Below are 15,777 nucleotides of genomic sequence, written 5' to 3'. Positions count from 1 at the left end.
AGGGATGGCGTAAGCACCCGTTCTCTATTCCAGATCAGTAACTTACACCACGTCCGCCAACCCCATCCCATGCTCCCGGTGAATAAGACGGGCTAAAGCGGTTTATGGCGAGAAAGTTGGAGGAAGAGCGGTCGCTCACAACATAATGGCCGACCATCGCTCGCGCGTGCTGCGCTGCAATCTTGGAATCGACCTGACCATCAGCCTCCATGTACGGGAAATACCGGTCTGCGAACGTCCTGAAGAGAGCGGCGCGCAGGATGTCGGCGGCACCGTCGCGACCGGTGCTGTTGACCGACACGAAGATGCCGACATTCTCATCGACGAACAGATTGAGCTGGCTGTGGAAAAAGCGGGTGTCGCCGTCATGGAAGATCACACGGCGGCCATTGATATCATGTTGGTAAAAACCGAAACCCATGCCGTGCAGCGGCGGCAGCATGGCATAAGGCGTGGTATGCATCAGGCGGGCCGTCGTGGCCTGCAGGATACGGTTTTCCTGCAGGGCTCCTTGGTTGAGATGGGCGATCATGAAACGGGCTATGTCAGTGGCGGTGGAGGCTAGCGCCCCGGCCGGAACATGGGCTGTATATTCGTAGGGAAAAGGCGTATCCGACCCGAGCAAATACCCCTTGAAAGATTCCTTGCGAGCGGTTCGGGCAGAGGTTGGCGAAAGCTCGAACGCGACATGTCGAGCGGAGTAGGTCGGTGTGGTCCCCGGTGCATAAAGCCTGTCGGGCACCCACAGCTTCAGCTTGTCTCCAAGCTCCTGCCATCGGACTTGGAACTGAACAGATCCCGCATCACGAGTTCGAAGCCGGGGGTATGCGTCATGAGGTAGCGCATCGTGAGCGGCTTTCCCCTGTACGACGGAATTTTAAAGTCGAGGTAGCGATTGATATCGGCGTCGAGATCAATCGTTCCGTGCCTCGACGCACAAGTGCGACAACCTGCTCAACGAGACATCCGGTCAAGTTGCGACCGCTGCCACAATACGGTGTTTCTACGAACTCAACCTCAAAAAAACAACAACTGCGGACGGCATGCTGGTGGCCCAATTCGAGCAATTATGGCCGAAGATTGCGCGCAGGAGAGAGCGGTGTAAGAAGTGACAGGGCGGGCTTGATCTCAAGCGCTTCGTGTTTATCGACGAGACCTGGGCCAAGACTAACATGACACCGATCCGGGGTTAGGCATTTGTGGACGGATCCGGGCTCGTTTATCGCTGAGGCAGCCATCCTAGCTTGGTAAGAAACGCATCGGTGCGACGCATCGTGTCCTCTGCCCACTCTTCGGTTTTCACTCCAAGAGACGCGTCTTCCAAACCCATCCAGATTTCGGTGAACCCATGCGGCGCGCCGTCGTAGCTCACCAACTCGCACTGAGACTGCAGGGCCTCGGCGCGAAGGCAAAACTGTTCGGCAATCTCGATCGGCGTAAGCACGTCAGCTGTGCCTTGGAATATGATTGTCGGGGGCAAACCGCGCTCGATGTGGTCGAATGGCGAGAATTCGCGACCGCGGTCGGCGACGGCTTTTCCCTGTAACAGCGCCATTCTCGCGCGGGCGGCCGGTGCGCCGGTGTCGAGCCCGGGATTGTAGAGAATGAGCGCATTAGGCCGCACGTCGATCTTCTCGTCGGCGGGGTCGTCGAAGCCGGGAACGAGCGCCGTCGCTGCGGCCAGATGGCCCCCGGCCGAGCTTCCCGCAGCGGCGATTCTCGAGGAGTCGATACCGAATTCGTCGGCATGCCCGCGCACCCAGCGCATGGCTGATTTCGCATCTGCTATGGAGTCCAAGATCGAAGAACCGTGCCTGCATTTGACGCGGTAGTCGACAAGGACCGTCACGATGCCGCGAAGGGCCAAATGCGTCGCCTGCGTTTGGAATCTGCGGATATCGCCGAAGATGAATCCGCCGCCATAAAAGAAAACAACCGCCGGGGATCTGGCGCCCGCCTTTCGTCCCGCAGGCGTGAAGACGTGAAGGCGAAGCTTGGCCTCACCGATCCGCTTATATACGAAGGGCTTGGACCCGTTGATGTGCAAAGCCTGAGGATCGGTCACCTCGCTCGGCGAACATTTGGCGGCCTCCGCGAACTGCCTGGCGACATCCTCGTCAATGGCGGGTTGCTGCGCCAACGCGGGTACAACACCGCTGCACAGCAACAGCACCGCTACCGCACCGCGAATCTGCATCGAATAACCGGATTGCATATCCTTCACCCTCCATATTGCGATGCCCGGTGCTGAAAAGCACGGAGCTTTGAGCCTGCCGTTGATGTAAGCATATTTTGCGAGACCCGATTGGCGAAATCTTCTCATTCAAATGCGAGAGCAATTTGCGCTTAACGGCAGTGCAGACGACCTTTCAGGCGCGCGAGCGCTCAGCTCGAACTCGCTCGACTTTCGCGGACAATCCGGGGAATCCCCACCAGCAACAGCGGCAGAACGAATATCAGGGCGAATATGATCGACAAATAATTATAGCCCTGCGCGATCAAGTTCACCAGACCGATCGACGAGAGCGCCGCACTGGCCAGAACTGCGGCGCTTGCGAAGCCGGCATGACCAAGCTTGCCCAGCCCGGCGCCTGTACTCTCCTTCCTCCAGCTATCGATGCGCTCGATAGCGCCCTGCAGCATCCCGACACCGGTCTGCACGATCAAAACGAACAGCACGAGTACGTAGGCGTCGAGAAACAGTGCGGGAGTCAGCGCTTCGATCATGACGTAAGTGGGCAGGGTCTGACCAAGCACGTTCGGATAGTCCGCGAGGAATGTAAGGTGAAAGACGATGGCCGGCATGATCGCTGCCACTCCGGCAAACGTGCCCGCTATCAACGTCTCGCGACGGCTCTTCAGTTGCGTTCCACAGAAGAGCAAAAGTGGAATGAATCCGACGTTCGTGATCGAATATTTGAAACCGTCCCGAACGGCACCCGAGAGCGAAGATTCGAACTCGAACGCGCTCGCTATGGCATCGCTCCTGGTTGCGAGGACAATGGCCAGCAGCACAATCAATAGCGCCGCCAGCGCAAGCACGCTGACAACCATCGAACGCTCGACAATGTCGCGCCCGCCATAATTGAGTGCAGCCACGAGCAGTAGCAACAGGAAGCCGCCGAAAAGCGTCGGAAAGCCAAAGCGTGAGTTCAGAACCTCGCCCGACGACGATGCGCAGATCGCCAAAGCGACGATCACGGCAAGCGTGATGAACAGTTCGTATATGACCCAACCGCGTCCCAGGAGGAGCTTGCAAAAGCCGCGATACTCGTAAGCTTTATACAGCCGAGAAAGCTCGAAGCTGAGGAACAGGCAGGTCGAATAGACTGCGGCGATGATCGCGATCGAAATGAATCCGCCGGCAGGGCCGTTATCGCTCATGAACTCGACGACTTCGCGTCCCGATCCGAACGAACCTCCGAACAACACGGACAGGAAGACTGCCGATGGGACCAGTATGACGCGGACCAAGTTGGCGAACATATAATATTATCCGATCACGTCCGACTGAATTTCAGTCCGGCACCACCAAAGGCGATGCAATCTTGTCGTCGGGATGAGCGCACGACACAAGGCCCTTTCAAGTCGACGAATGAGTTTCGAGCCGTCGTGCCTCGCGCTCGATGGACACACCTTCGGGGCCCAAGCTGCAGTGCGCCGAACGATGGTTCAGAAAGGCTTCCGATCTTATTTTCCGACCAGGTGCAGATCGCGTTCGAACCCCTCTCCCGCGTGCCAATCCTTCAGTATGTCTGCATATTCCAGCGAACCGCCACCGTAGATCGTCAGTCGCAAAGTGGAATCGTCCACGTTGCCGTCATTGTTCAGGTAGCCGGGCGTGCAATCGGCCAGAAATTGCTGGATCGGCGGCATCTTCTCCCTCATCGCGCGCCGCCAGCCGTCTTCGGCCTCCTTGGTCACGTCGAAACTCGAGGCGCCGGAATCGATCGTCCTCTTGATGATTTTCGCGACGTGAGTGGACTGGTAGTGAAACGGAAAATTCGAGTTGGTCGTCCCGCCTCCGTCGCGCATGTGGCCGACCAGAACCATGTTCGGGAAACCATGCGTGAGCATGCCATGGAGTGTGCCGAATTGCTTGCTCCACTTGTCCTGCAACGACTGCCCTCCGGCGCCCGTCACCGTATATTCTCCGGTCACGTAGGTGTGCGTGAACACCTCGAATCCCGTCGCGAATATGACGCAATCGAGTTCAAACAGCTCGCCGCCGACGACGACGCCCTCCGGTGCAATCCGCTCGACCCCTTTCCCTTGCGTATCCACCAACGTCACGTTCGGCCGGTTGAACGCCGGAAGATACTCGTCGTGGAATGTCGGCCGCTTGCAGTTCACATAGTAATAGGCCTTCAGCGCTTCGGCGGTTTTTTTGTCGGCGATGATCTCGTCCACCCGGTCCCAGTATCCCGCCATCGTCAGGAAGTCCGCGACCTGCATGAGCTCTGCATCATCTGCGACCGCTCCTCCCACGGCCGCCTTCGCCCGTTCAAGATCCGTCATCGATCGCGCCATCTCCGTCCACGCGTCGGCAACGAGATCCTCCGCGGCTTCGGCAGGCGTGAGCAGGCAGACCTCGAAATTGTCCATGCGCTTTTCCTGCCAGCCCGGCTCGAGCGACTTGGCCCATTCGGGGTCGGTCTTCGCATTCGCGCGGTAATTGACCATCGAAGGGGTACGCTGAAAAACGTATAATTCCTTTGCCCATTGGGCAAGATGCGGAATCGACTGGACGGCGGAACAGCCCGTTCCGATGACGCCCACGCGTTTGTCGCGCAGTTTCGTCATCTGGGGGTAGCCAGGTGAGCCACCGGTATACTCATAGTCCCAGCGCGAATTCAGGAACATGTGACCTTTGAAGGTCTCAATACCCTCTATCGCTGGCAGCTTCGGCTGCAGAAAGCTTCCGGCGCAAAGTGCGATGAAACGCGCACGGAATTCATCGCCCACATCGGTTCTTACGATCCAGCGCTGGCTATCCTCATCCCAGTCAAGTGATTGCGCCTTGGTGTTGAACAATGCTCGCGGCGTGACGCCCCCGAAGGAAGCAAGTTGCTTCAGGTACGCCTGAATTTCCGGCTGGCCGGTATATTTCTGCGACGGCACGTAGCCGGTATCGTCGAGGAACGGCAGGTAGATGTGGGATTCGCTGTCGCACGCAGCTCCGGGATACTGGTTCCAGTACCAGGTGCCTCCGAATTCCGCGCCGCGTTCGATCAAGCGAAGGTCCGTCACGCCGTTCTGGATCAGCCGCGTGGCGGTCATGATGCCGGACATGCCGCCGCCGACCACAAGAACGTCGATTTCTTCGTTACGCGGGGCCCGGTCATTCTGGCGTTTGCGCCACAGATCCTCGGTCAGGCTGCTCTCGTGATCCTTCGCAAGCGCATACTTCCGCCCGGCCGCAGAGTTTAGCCGCTTGTCGCGCTCCTCCGCATATTTTTCTTTCAGCTTCTGAGGATCGATCACAGTTGAGCCCGACGCACTCATTTCATTCTTCCTAGACTATTGGTTCGCCGGAGCTCCGAAAACGCTCGCGCTTCGGAACTCCGGCTGCCAGATTGTCGCTTCTCTTCCTCGCAGCAGTCCCGCGCGTTCTAGAAGTTGCGCGTGACCGTCAGCCCGAACGTACGCGGGCGGACCGTGATGAGCGCGTGCGGATCCTGGTTCGAATTGATCGCGGAGACCTGCGCCCGCTTGTTGGTGAGGTTACGCACGAACAATGTCGCGCGCCAAAGCTCGTTCGATATCCCGGCACGCAGATTGATAAGGGTGTAGGATTTCAGCTCGATGTTGAACGGATTCGCTTCGAAATAGGCGTTGCGCTTGCCTTGGTAGCTGATGTCCGCCGCCAAGGTGCCTGCCCAGTCGCCGTCAAACGGCAGGGGAGCCGTGTAGTCCAGGCCGAGCGAATACTGGACCCGCGGTACATCCGGCAGCTTGTCGCCCGTCACCCCTCGGGTGGGATTTTCCGCCAACTCGGCCGGGGTCGCGCCTTCCGTCAGATAGGCGTCCTGAAAGGATCCCGCGAGGTTCATCGTCAGATACTGGACCGGCCGAGCCGTCAACTCGAACTCGATGCCTTTCGAAACCGCATTGCCGGCGTTGCCGATGTAGTGGAGCGCCGCAACCTGGGTCACTTCCTGCACCTGGATATCCTGCCAATCGATCCAATAGGCGTTGACCTGATATTCCAGAAGACGATCGAACAATCGACCTTTGGTGCCGATTTCATAGTTCCAAAGCGTGTCGGGCCCGAAGGAGGGAGGAATGGGCCCGAAGACGCTGGGCGGATTGAGACCGCCGGAACGGAAACCCTGGGAAGCCGTCGCATATACGAGCAGGGCCTCGTTGAACGTGTAGCTGGCGTTCAGCTTGATGGTGAGTTTATCGTTGGTTTGCTCGTCGTTTACGACAGGGGCCTGGCTTTCGACGCCTTCGGGAAAGCCGCCGACGAGGTGGGTGTTCTGCTGGACGCCGTTCAGCGTCTCCGTAAAGTAGCGGAGGCCGCCCATCAGCTTCAGCTTATCGGTAACATTCCAGGTCGCCTCGCCGAACGCCGCATACTGGGTTCCCGAGCGGTAATCCGTTCGACCGAAAACGGTGCTGCCGACGCCTGGGTTCAGCAGCGCATCCTGAGAATTCAGCGGACTGAACCGGCCTATCGGCCGCCCCTCGCCATTGATGGCGAGCATACCGATATCCAGGTCCGAGGTTTCGCGCTGGCGGAAGCCGCCGATCACGAAATTGACAGGAAAATCGAAGTCCGAAGCGAAGCGGAGTTCGCTCGAGTTCACCTTACGCGTGACCGTTTCAAAGGTCACGACGGGAAGCGGAACTCCGAAGCTCGTCAGGATCGCCGTATTGTCGATATTGTAGTCATGATTTCGGTTGAACTGATTGGTCGTGGCCGTGAAAGTGCCGAACGAGGTCGTGTAACTCGCCGTCAGGCTAAACACTTCAAGCTTGTCCTTGCGAGGTGTCCAGCCGACGTCCGTGTTGCACAGATCACAACCCTGGATGCTGGGGGCCCCCGGCACATCGAAGGCCGTAATGCCTTCCGGCGTGTATCGCGACGAGCCGTTCGTTGTCGCATGCTGGCGCGTGTACGAAGCGTCGATCGTAAGGTCGCTGCTGGGCTGGATGCGCAGAAGGGCGCGACCGCCAAGGACATTGTCATTGTTGACATTGCGAACGAGGCCAAGCGGATTGTTCAAGCCGGCGCCGACACGGATTTGATCGACAAAGCCGCTGTCGTCGATACCCCAGCCGACCAGACGCAGGGCCACCTTATCGGAGACGACAGGAAGGTTGATGGCGCCGTTGGCGTTGTAGTTGGTGCCGCCGTGGCTGGTACTGGAGACTTCGCCGCTCAGATAGCCGCCGAATTCGTTGAGATCGGGTTTTTTGGTGATGAAACGGATCGTGCCGCTCATCGAGCCGGCGCCGTAGAGCGTGCCTTGCGGCCCGCGCAGAACCTCGATGCGATCCAGATCGTAGAGGCGGATATCGGACTGGAATCCGCCGCCGTCATTGGCGTTCGAGCCGCTGATCACTGCCTCGTCATAGTAGACGCCGGTCGTCGAAGCACCGGTCGAGCTGATCCCGCGGATGACATATTTGCGGTCGCCGGGGCCAAGGTCCTGGACGGCGAGGCCGGGTATCTTTCCCGCCACGTCCATGAAGCCGATGACGCCCTGCTTCTGCAGCGTCTCGCCTGAAATGGCCTGGATCGAGGTCGGCGCCTTGAGCACCGTCGTCGCGTCCCGCTTGTTCGCGGTGACGACGATCTCGACGAGATTTTCAGCGGTCTCGACAGTCTGGACGGGAGCGGCCTGGGCCTCGGCGGCCATGCATGAAATGCTCGTCAGCAAGCCAGCGCCGGCAACGCCGGCAATGAGCAACGCGCGCTGGGAGATGGTGCCTTGCCGGCGCGTGGGACCATCCTCGTCTGTGGCCGCTGCTGCGGCAATACCGGTTGTGACGGTGAACGGATGCATCATTTTTCTACCCCCCTTGCTTGGATGAAGGTGGCCCAAACTGGATTTGCTGTTTTCTTCGGGCCGCGCTTAAACTCTGTGAGTTTCTCACTGGTCGTAAGTTCGGCTAGTTTGTGGTTGTGGCACAAGCGAATATAATTGCTCGCCATTGATGAATAGCATTTCAGTCGCGCCTGGACCGGAGTGCCGTCCGCCTTCCCAGATTTCTTGAGTGCGAAGTTGAAGTTCAAGAGGCATGTCGCATGTATCTGGTCCGTTCCGCCTGATCTCTCAGTGGTTTGCAGACGCCGACGGTCGCCCTATTTTCGTATGCGCTCACGATCACTCAGGCATGATTGCACCTGCGGCTGCCACAGGCTTGACTCGCGACGGGTGTCGGATCGCCGCAACTTTAAACTGACGGGCGGAACTCTCTAAAAAATCGTCAGCTGATCGAATAGGAATCTTTTCGCGCCGCACTGTCCTGCAGCCACTCGGCAACCGCATCAACAGCGGAGCCGGGTTTTCCTTGCGACGGCGCGAACAGCCAATAGGAGAGCCCTGGCCGGCTGAGGTCCGGGAACGGGGCGACGAGGGTTCCGGTGAGCAGTTGACGCTCAACGAGGATACTGCTCTCGAGGATGACGCCCATACTGCGGACCGCAGCTTCAATCGCGAGGTGGGAGGGATCCATCTGCAAGGTGCTGATTGAGCTTCTGTCGGGCGCGATACCCTGCCAGTTCAACCATTCCTCCCATGTCACCGGGTTCAGGGAGGTACTCAAGAGCGTGTGTTCAAGCAGTTGGTCGGGAGACTTCATGCGCCCTTGTGCGAGGAGTGCAGGCGCGCAAACCGGCTGGAAGTCTTCTGTCAGCATACGCGAAGCTCTATCGGACCAGAGCTTGTCGTCGCCGTAAACAATCTGAAGATCCGCTGGTGCGTCGGTCAAAGGGGGCAAGGGCGATCGATCTCTCTGAACAGGAGATCCCTGCGCATTGACCCGGATATCCAGGCCCGGGTGCTGCGCGATCAGTTCCGCCAAGCGAGGCAACAGCCAGCAGTGAGCCAGCGAGGGCGGAAGCTCAATCCTGACGACCTCCAGAGCGCCGCCCGCCTTCGCGCGTGCCCTGATCTGGTTCGTGGCGATCCGCAGCCGTTGCATGCTGACCCGAACGGAGAGCGCGTAGTCAGCACCTTCGGCCGTCAGGGTCACACCACGTCCCACGCGCTCGAAAAGCCGGACGCCGAGAGTTTCTTCGAGCAGCCGGATTTGGTGACTTACAGCGGACGGTGTCAAATTCAGTTCTTGGGCAGCCGCATGAAAGCTGACCGCACGCGCCGCAGCTTCGAAAACGGCAATACCGCGCACCGGAAGCGATCTTTCTCCCATTCCTACCTCCGGCGACCGTTCTTCCCGCGAGACACGATGATCGGCACGCGGCGCTCCCGTCAACCCCCCTCGTTCGGCATCGCATCCATGAGCAAAGTCTTGGCTTCGAGGAAAGGCAGCAGCCCCTCGCGTCCACCCTCCCGTCCGAGGCCCGATTGCTTGAAACCGCCAAACGCAATCCCGAAATCCGAACGAACGGAATTGTGGCCCACCGTTCCCGAGCGGAGCCGCCGCGCCGTTTGGTATGCCCGGTTGATATCGTTGGTGAAAACCGAGTTGTTCAAGCCGTAAATCGTGTCATTGGCGATCTGGATCGCAGCCTCTTCACCATCGGCTGGAATCACGGCCAGGACCGGGCCGAAAATCTCTTCTTGCGCAAGACGCGAGCTGTTCTCGACGTTCGAGAACACCGTCGGTTCGATGAAATAGCCGCGGTTCAGGTGCGCTGGGCGCCTGCCCCCAGCCGCGAGCGTGGCGCCTTCGTCCTGCCCCAGTTGGATGTAGGTTTCGACGCGATCCCGCTGCTGCCCCGTCGCCAGCGGGCCGAGCTGCGTGGTCAGATCAAACGGGTCTCCGATTTTCACCGTGGAGAAGCAGGCGCTGAGCGCATCGACCAGATCATCGTGCCGCCGGCGATCGACGATGATCCGTGTCAGCGAGGAGCAGACCTGGCCGGTCAGGAACGTAGACATGCCGGAGATGGTTCTTGCCGCCTGCTCAACGTCATAGTCGTCCAGAATGATCGCTGCAGACTTCCCGCCGAGTTCCAAGGTGCAGCGGGCGATCCGCTCACCGCAGATGGAGGCGATCCGGCGGCCAGCAGCAGTCGAGCCCGTGAACGTCACCTTGTCGACATCCGGGTTGCGGACCAGAAGCTCGGAGACTTCCCGGTCGGCGATCACGATGTTGACCACGCCAGGCGGTAAACCGATCTTCTCGCACACTTCGGCGAACAAATATGCGGCCCCCGGCGCCTCGGGCGAGCCCTTTACGATGACGGTGCAGCCGGCAAGGAGAGCCGGCGCGCACTTGTAGGCCAGCATCAGCAGGGGTCCATTCCACGGGATGATCGCAGCCACTACGCCGACCGGCTCGCGCACGAGCAGCCCCACCTTCGCGGCGGCCGGCTCGTGTACTTCCTGGAAAGGGAACGTCTCGGCCAGCCCCGCGTAATACTCCCAGACACCGGCAACGGAAGCGGCTCTCCCGCGCGCGATCGCCAGCGTCACGCCCGACTCGATGACCCACGTGTTTGCCTGGTCATCGGCCCGCAAGGCCAACTCGTCGGCGATGCGCTTCAAGTACCTCGCGCGTTCGCCGTGCGTCATTCGCGGCCAGGGGCCATGGTCAAAGGCGTGACGCGCAGCCGCAACCGCCGCGCTCATATCCGGCGCCTGCGCCTCGGCGACGCTGACGAACAGTTCCTCGGTGGCTGAATTGAACACGTCGAACTTTGTGGTGCCGGACGGCTTCACCCATTTACCGCCAATGAAGAATTGGTCCGGATACTCGATGGGGGGAATGGCCGACATCACTTGCTCCACTTCCATTGGCAAATCTTCCATAGAAGATCAGGTGCTTACCTCGTTCCCGGCACGGGGTTCTTCAGAACTTCCCGGAACGGACGATTTGCATCAAGGTTGCCCTCCTTAGGCATACGGAGAATCCTCTCTGCAATGATGTTGCGCTGAATCTCGTCCGTGCCGCCCGCAATCGAAACGGCCGGGACCGAAACCAATATTTCCGCAATCACTCCGTCTCGGGGTGCGTCCGCACCTGCCAGCATCGCATCCGCGCCGGAGATCAGGGTGTGCACCCTGGCAGCGCTGCGCGCCACATGGCTGGCGACCAGCTTGATCAGCGACCCTGTAGGTCCAAGACCTTCACCCGGCGCCAAATCGGCGCGCGCTCTGAGCGCGGTCCATTTGGCGCTACGATCGAGAACCAGCAGTTTTGCGATCTCTTCGCGAACAACGGGGTCATTGATCTTTCCGGTTTCTCGCGCGCGCTCGAGGACGAGATCGACCCGCCCGGCGCGTTGTGGATACCACCCATAAGGCTCTGTCGCGATCGCGATCTCTTCGCGTTCCTCGTCGTAGACGCGCCCTTGGCGGCCGCCGGCCTCAGTGGGCTTTGCGGCTGAGGGATCTCCATGGCTGCGCTCGTGCATCAGCGTGGTCGTCGCCACGGCCCATCCGCCGCCGAGTTCGCCGACGAGGTGTTCAGGCGCGACCTCGGCGTCGGTCAGGAACACTTCGTTGAAGGATGCGTAGCCGTTCATCTGCCGGAGCGGCCGCACTTCGATGCCGGGCTGGCGCATGTCGATGAGAAAGAACGAAAGCCCCTTGTGTTTGGGCACATCCCAGTCCGTCCTCGCGAGGAGCAAGCCCCAATCCGCGTGGTCAGCACTCGTCGTCCAGACCTTTTGCCCGTTGGCGATCCACCGCCCGTCCTTCAGGTCGGCGCGCGTCACCGCGCCCGCAAGGTCAGAACCGCTGCTCGGCTCGCTGAACAGCTGACACCAGCTGTATTGACCCGTCAGCGTCGGGCCGAGGAAAGCGTGCTTCTGAGCCTCGGAACCGTAAGCCAGCAGGGTCTGGATCGCCAGATTCCGCGCACCAGACCTTGCGACGCCCACTGCGCCGACGCGGCGCATCTCCTCCTCCACGATTGATGCCAACGCCGGGTCAAGGCCGCGACCGAAAAGGGTGGCCGGCCAAGTGGGGGCACCCCATCCGGAACTCACCAACCTCTTGCGCCACTCAACGAGGTTCAGGTTCGGGTCCCATTCGGCGGCCAGCCAATCCTTGATCTCTGCGCGCACTGCGGCTTCCATCGACGCGGTCATTGGACTTCCCTCCCACCATCAACCCAAGCGCGCATCATGGCCTCCCGGTGCCAGACTGCATCGCCAAGGAGAACCTCCGAGCTCTTGGCACGCTTGAACCAGAGGTGTGTGTCATTCTCCCACGTGAAGCCGATGCCCCCATGGATCTGAATGGTGTGGATGGCGGTCTGCAGGTAGACATCGGAAGCCGACGCTTTCGCAAGGGAGGCGACCGCCGGGAAATCCGGCTGATCATCCGCAACCGCCTGAGCGGCTTGATAAGCGGCCGATTTGGCGAGCTCCAAATCCACCAGCATGTCAGCCTGCTTGTGCTTCATCGCCTGGAATGAGCTGACCGGCCGCCCGAACTGTACGCGCAGGTTGGCGTAGTCTAGCGCAGACTCGCGGAGCCTCTCTGCCCCGCCCACCATTTCATTTGCCAGCATGGCGGCAGCCTGCGCGAGCGTCCTTGCAATCGGCCCCGCAGCCTCTCCGGGTTTACCGAGCAATTCCGCCTCTGCGCCATCGAATTCAATCCTTGCGAGCTTGCGGGTGGGATCCAGAGTTTGCAGCGCCGTGCGCCTCATCCCCTCGGCGTCACCTCGGACGACGAACAGCGACAAGCCCTCTTCGCCTTTGCTGCCTGGCAAGCGCGCCAAAACGATGAGAAGATCCGCACTGTGACCATCAATGACGAAACTCTTCACTCCCGACAGCCGGTAGCGTCCATCGGCCTGCCGGGCCGTCGTCGCGACCGCACCCGGATCCCAGTTACCATCCGGCTCAGTGATGGCCAAAGCCGCCACCGTGTCGCCGGAAACCAGACCCGGCAGCAGGGCTGCCTTCTGCGCCTCGTCGGCACCGTTCAGGATCGCGTTCGTCGCCAAAACTGCGGAGCTGAAGAAAGGCGCGCAGAGCAAAGCACGTCCCATCTCCTCAAGGACGATGCCAAGCTCGACAAAGCCGAAGCCCATTCCGCCATACGCCTCCGGCACATGCACGCCGCAAAGACCAAGCTGGGCATTCAGGTCACGCCAAAGTGCCCGGTCCCAGCCAGCCTCTGTTTCCATTAGCCGCCGTACGACGGGGGGCGGCGAGCTCTGCTCGAAGAAGCGGCGGAGAACACCGCGGAACTCGTTCTGCTCAGTCGTGAATGAATATTGCATGGGGGGCTCTGCTGTCAGCTGGATGGGCGGGAATCGTCCGCAATACGCGGGACATGGCCGACCTCGGCCAAGACCTCAGCCGTATGCTCGCCAAGGCCCGGCGCATGTCGGCGCAGGCGGTACGGGGAAGCCCCGAAGCGTATGGGTTGCCTGACGGCATAATAAAGCCCCTCAGTAGGATGCTTGAGAATGGGCATCAGATCGACTGCGCGAACATGTGGATCTTCGGGGATGTCCTCCACCGTCAACACCGGCATGAAGGGAATATCGGCCTCATCGCAAAAAACGCCCCATTCTGCAGTCGTGCGCTTCGGCGCCTCTTCCCGGATCATGGCGTATAGGGTTTCGATCTCCGCAATGCGCTTTTCGCCATCAGCATAGCGCACCTTCCAGTCGCTGCGTCCGACGGTGTCGAAGAAGGCGAACCAGTTCCTGGACGAGTAAGGCAATATACAGGCAAAGCCGTCGGCGGTCCTGAAGGGTCGGCGTTCAACGGTCTTCATACGCGGCCAGCCGGTGGGGCCCCGAGGCGGCGTGTAGACCCCGCCGCCCAATCCTTCGACAAGGTTGAAGTCGATGGCGACTTCGAACATGGGCACTTCGATCGATTGCCCACCGCCGCCGCGAGCGCGATGCAGCAAACCGCCCAAGATCGAATAGGCAATGGCCTGACCGACAAGTTTGTCGCAGATCACCGCAGGCGCGTAGGCTGGCTCTCCTGTAAGCGGAAGACTGGCTGACGCGAATCCGGAAGCCGCCTGGATCAGATCGTCATAGGCAGGCTTTTCACTGTAAGGACCGTCACTGCCGAAACCGGTCGCCGTGCAGTAGATGATGTCCGGATTGATCGCGCGAACGACCTGATAGGTGAAGCCAAGCCTGCCCATCACTTGCGGGCGGAGGTTGTGGACGAAAACGTCAGCGGTACGGATCAGCGCCTCGAGCGCAGCCTTTCCCTCCGGCTGCTTCAGATCGAGCACGACGCTGCGCTTGTTGCGGTAGAGGTTCATCATCACGGGCGACAATCCAGAGCCACCCGTGGTGCGCAGCATATCACCTTCCGGCGGCTCGATCTTGATGACGTCGGCCCCCATGTCTCCGAGTATCCGCGTGGCCAGCGGGCCCATGAGAACCGATGTAAGGTCGAGGACTCGCATTCCGTCCAACGGGGCCGAAGGCGCTTGTGGTCCGGAATTGGTCATGGTTGCTGCTACTGACTCCACGGTCGGCTGCCGCTGGCGCATCGACGCGGGCGTCGTCATCAGGGCTGACGCAAACATTAATCGGTTATTCCCTTGCGACAAGTTTTTCACAACTGTAGTGTACATTTTCATATTGATGAAAAAGTAAGGAGACTGGTGGCGGAGGGCAGCATCAAGTCGGCACGACGGGTCTTTGAGGTGCTCGAATATTTCGATCGCATCCGGGCGCCGGTGTCGCTCACGCAGATATGCAATCAATTTGGATATGCGCCTTCGAGCGGCTCAGCACTCCTCAAGAGCCTGGTTCAGCTCGGCTACCTGGAGTACGATAAGCGCAGCCGCACGTACCTGCCGACCATGAGGATTGCATTGCTCGGCAGCTGGGTTGCGACCGATCTTTTCGGCGGGCTGAACATTCTGCGTCTGATGGAAGATCTCCGCGACGCGACACGCGAAACGGTCGTCCTTGCCGCCCGGAGCGACCTTCAAGTGCAATATGTTCATGTGGTCCATTCCAACGAAGCGCTGCAGTTCGCCGTCGCGCCCGGCACGCTGCGGCCGCTGGCTGCTTCGGGATTCGGGCGCCTGCTATTGAGCGCGGAGAAGACCGCGGACATTGAAGCGACCGTCCGACGAATAGATGCGCGCCGGGCGCCCCAAGAAGCGAAAATAGATCAACGGGCGCTGATGGCTGACCTTCAGGCCGTGCGCGACCAGGGGTTTGCGACGTCCGACAGTCGTGTCACACCCGGCGTCTGCACGATGGGCGTTCTGCTTCCGCCTACGCCTTTCGGCCGCAGGTTCGCCCTTGGCGTAGGAGGGCCTTCCGCCCGCATCACATCCAAAAGCATGACCATCCTGGGCTTCCTTCGCGAGGCGGCGAATATCTTCGACAAGGCAGTTAAGCAGGCGAGCACGACCTGCGACTGATGTCGCGCGCTCGGCAGCGACGCCTCGAGTAGATTCTCCGCCGGCGGACCACGCTAAGGCCGATAGGTCGGCGATTGCTTACTCTCGAGAACCCACCTCAGCTTTTTTTAGTGTGAACTCCCCCTCCCGCGCGCAAGCTTACCCGCGATTAGAAAATCCTGTTCACCAGTCAGGGCGAAGTATTTGCGTTTAAACTCGCGAAGGTTGGCCGCTACATCTGAATTCGCAAAGGCAGGGGTGGGCATCGTGACAACTTCAACGCGGATGT

At 60.1% G+C, this 15,777-nt stretch carries 11 protein-coding genes and 1 pseudogene; 2 read left to right on the top strand and 10 right to left on the bottom strand.

The genetic code is table 11. The annotated features are described in order from the left end of the window. Positions 1-34 precede the first annotated feature (34 nt). Positions 35-742, bottom strand: coding sequence for a serine hydrolase (locus GGQ98_RS11020; RefSeq protein WP_184069411.1), 708 nt, complete (start codon positions 740-742; stop codon positions 35-37). A gap of 319 nt (positions 743-1,061) precedes the next feature. Here GGQ98_RS11020 and GGQ98_RS18400 point away from each other — a divergent pair. Beyond that, positions 1,062-1,190, top strand: a pseudogene (locus GGQ98_RS18400) (IS630 family transposase); the annotation flags it as partial. Positions 1,191-1,219: 29 nt separating this feature from the next. Here GGQ98_RS18400 and GGQ98_RS11010 read toward each other — a convergent pair. From GGQ98_RS11010 to GGQ98_RS10970, 9 genes are all read right to left on the bottom strand, one after another. Next, the gene (locus tag GGQ98_RS11010; protein ID WP_184069409.1) at positions 1,220-2,215 is read right to left on the bottom strand and encodes an alpha/beta hydrolase; all 996 of its coding nucleotides are present in this window, start codon (positions 2,213-2,215) and stop codon (positions 1,220-1,222) included. Between the two features lie 170 nt (positions 2,216-2,385). Next, on the bottom strand, positions 2,386-3,486 hold the full coding sequence (locus GGQ98_RS11005) for a hypothetical protein (protein WP_184069407.1): 1,101 nt from the start codon (positions 3,484-3,486) through the stop codon (positions 2,386-2,388). Positions 3,487-3,690: 204 nt separating this feature from the next. Continuing rightward, positions 3,691-5,505 (bottom strand): flavin-containing monooxygenase, encoded by a 1,815-nt coding sequence (locus GGQ98_RS11000; RefSeq protein WP_184069405.1) that lies wholly within the window; start codon positions 5,503-5,505, stop codon positions 3,691-3,693. Between the two features lie 107 nt (positions 5,506-5,612). Beyond that, on the bottom strand, positions 5,613-8,018 hold the full coding sequence (locus GGQ98_RS10995; protein WP_184069403.1) for a TonB-dependent receptor: 2,406 nt from the start codon (positions 8,016-8,018) through the stop codon (positions 5,613-5,615). Between the two features lie 421 nt (positions 8,019-8,439). After that, positions 8,440-9,384 (bottom strand): LysR substrate-binding domain-containing protein, encoded by a 945-nt coding sequence (locus GGQ98_RS10990; RefSeq protein WP_184069401.1) that lies wholly within the window; start codon positions 9,382-9,384, stop codon positions 8,440-8,442. Positions 9,385-9,443: 59 nt separating this feature from the next. Beyond that, positions 9,444-10,916: an aldehyde dehydrogenase gene (locus tag GGQ98_RS10985; RefSeq protein WP_184069399.1), complete on the bottom strand. Its 1,473-nt coding sequence runs from the start codon at positions 10,914-10,916 to the stop codon at positions 9,444-9,446. A gap of 47 nt (positions 10,917-10,963) precedes the next feature. Continuing rightward, a complete protein-coding gene (locus GGQ98_RS10980) occupies positions 10,964-12,232 on the bottom strand; it encodes an acyl-CoA dehydrogenase family protein (protein WP_184069396.1) in 1,269 nt (422 codons plus the stop codon). Further along, on the bottom strand, positions 12,229-13,377 hold the full coding sequence (locus GGQ98_RS10975) for an acyl-CoA dehydrogenase family protein (RefSeq protein WP_184069394.1): 1,149 nt from the start codon (positions 13,375-13,377) through the stop codon (positions 12,229-12,231). Before GGQ98_RS10975 ends, GGQ98_RS10980 begins: the two co-directional genes overlap by 4 nt. 14 nt (positions 13,378-13,391) lie before the next feature. After that, on the bottom strand, positions 13,392-14,639 hold the full coding sequence (locus GGQ98_RS10970; RefSeq protein ID WP_207791357.1) for a CaiB/BaiF CoA transferase family protein: 1,248 nt from the start codon (positions 14,637-14,639) through the stop codon (positions 13,392-13,394). Between the two features lie 96 nt (positions 14,640-14,735). Here GGQ98_RS10970 and GGQ98_RS10965 point away from each other — a divergent pair, with 96 nt between their 5' ends. Beyond that, positions 14,736-15,509, top strand: coding sequence for an IclR family transcriptional regulator domain-containing protein (locus tag GGQ98_RS10965; protein WP_184069392.1), 774 nt, complete (start codon positions 14,736-14,738; stop codon positions 15,507-15,509). The last annotated feature ends 268 nt before the right edge of the window (positions 15,510-15,777 follow it).

Origin of the sequence: Sphingosinicella soli (genome assembly GCF_014199685.1) — a bacterium.
Taxonomy (GTDB): domain Bacteria; phylum Pseudomonadota; class Alphaproteobacteria; order Sphingomonadales; family Sphingomonadaceae; genus Sphingosinicella; species Sphingosinicella soli.
This window is presented reverse-complemented; position numbering and strand designations above follow the sequence as displayed.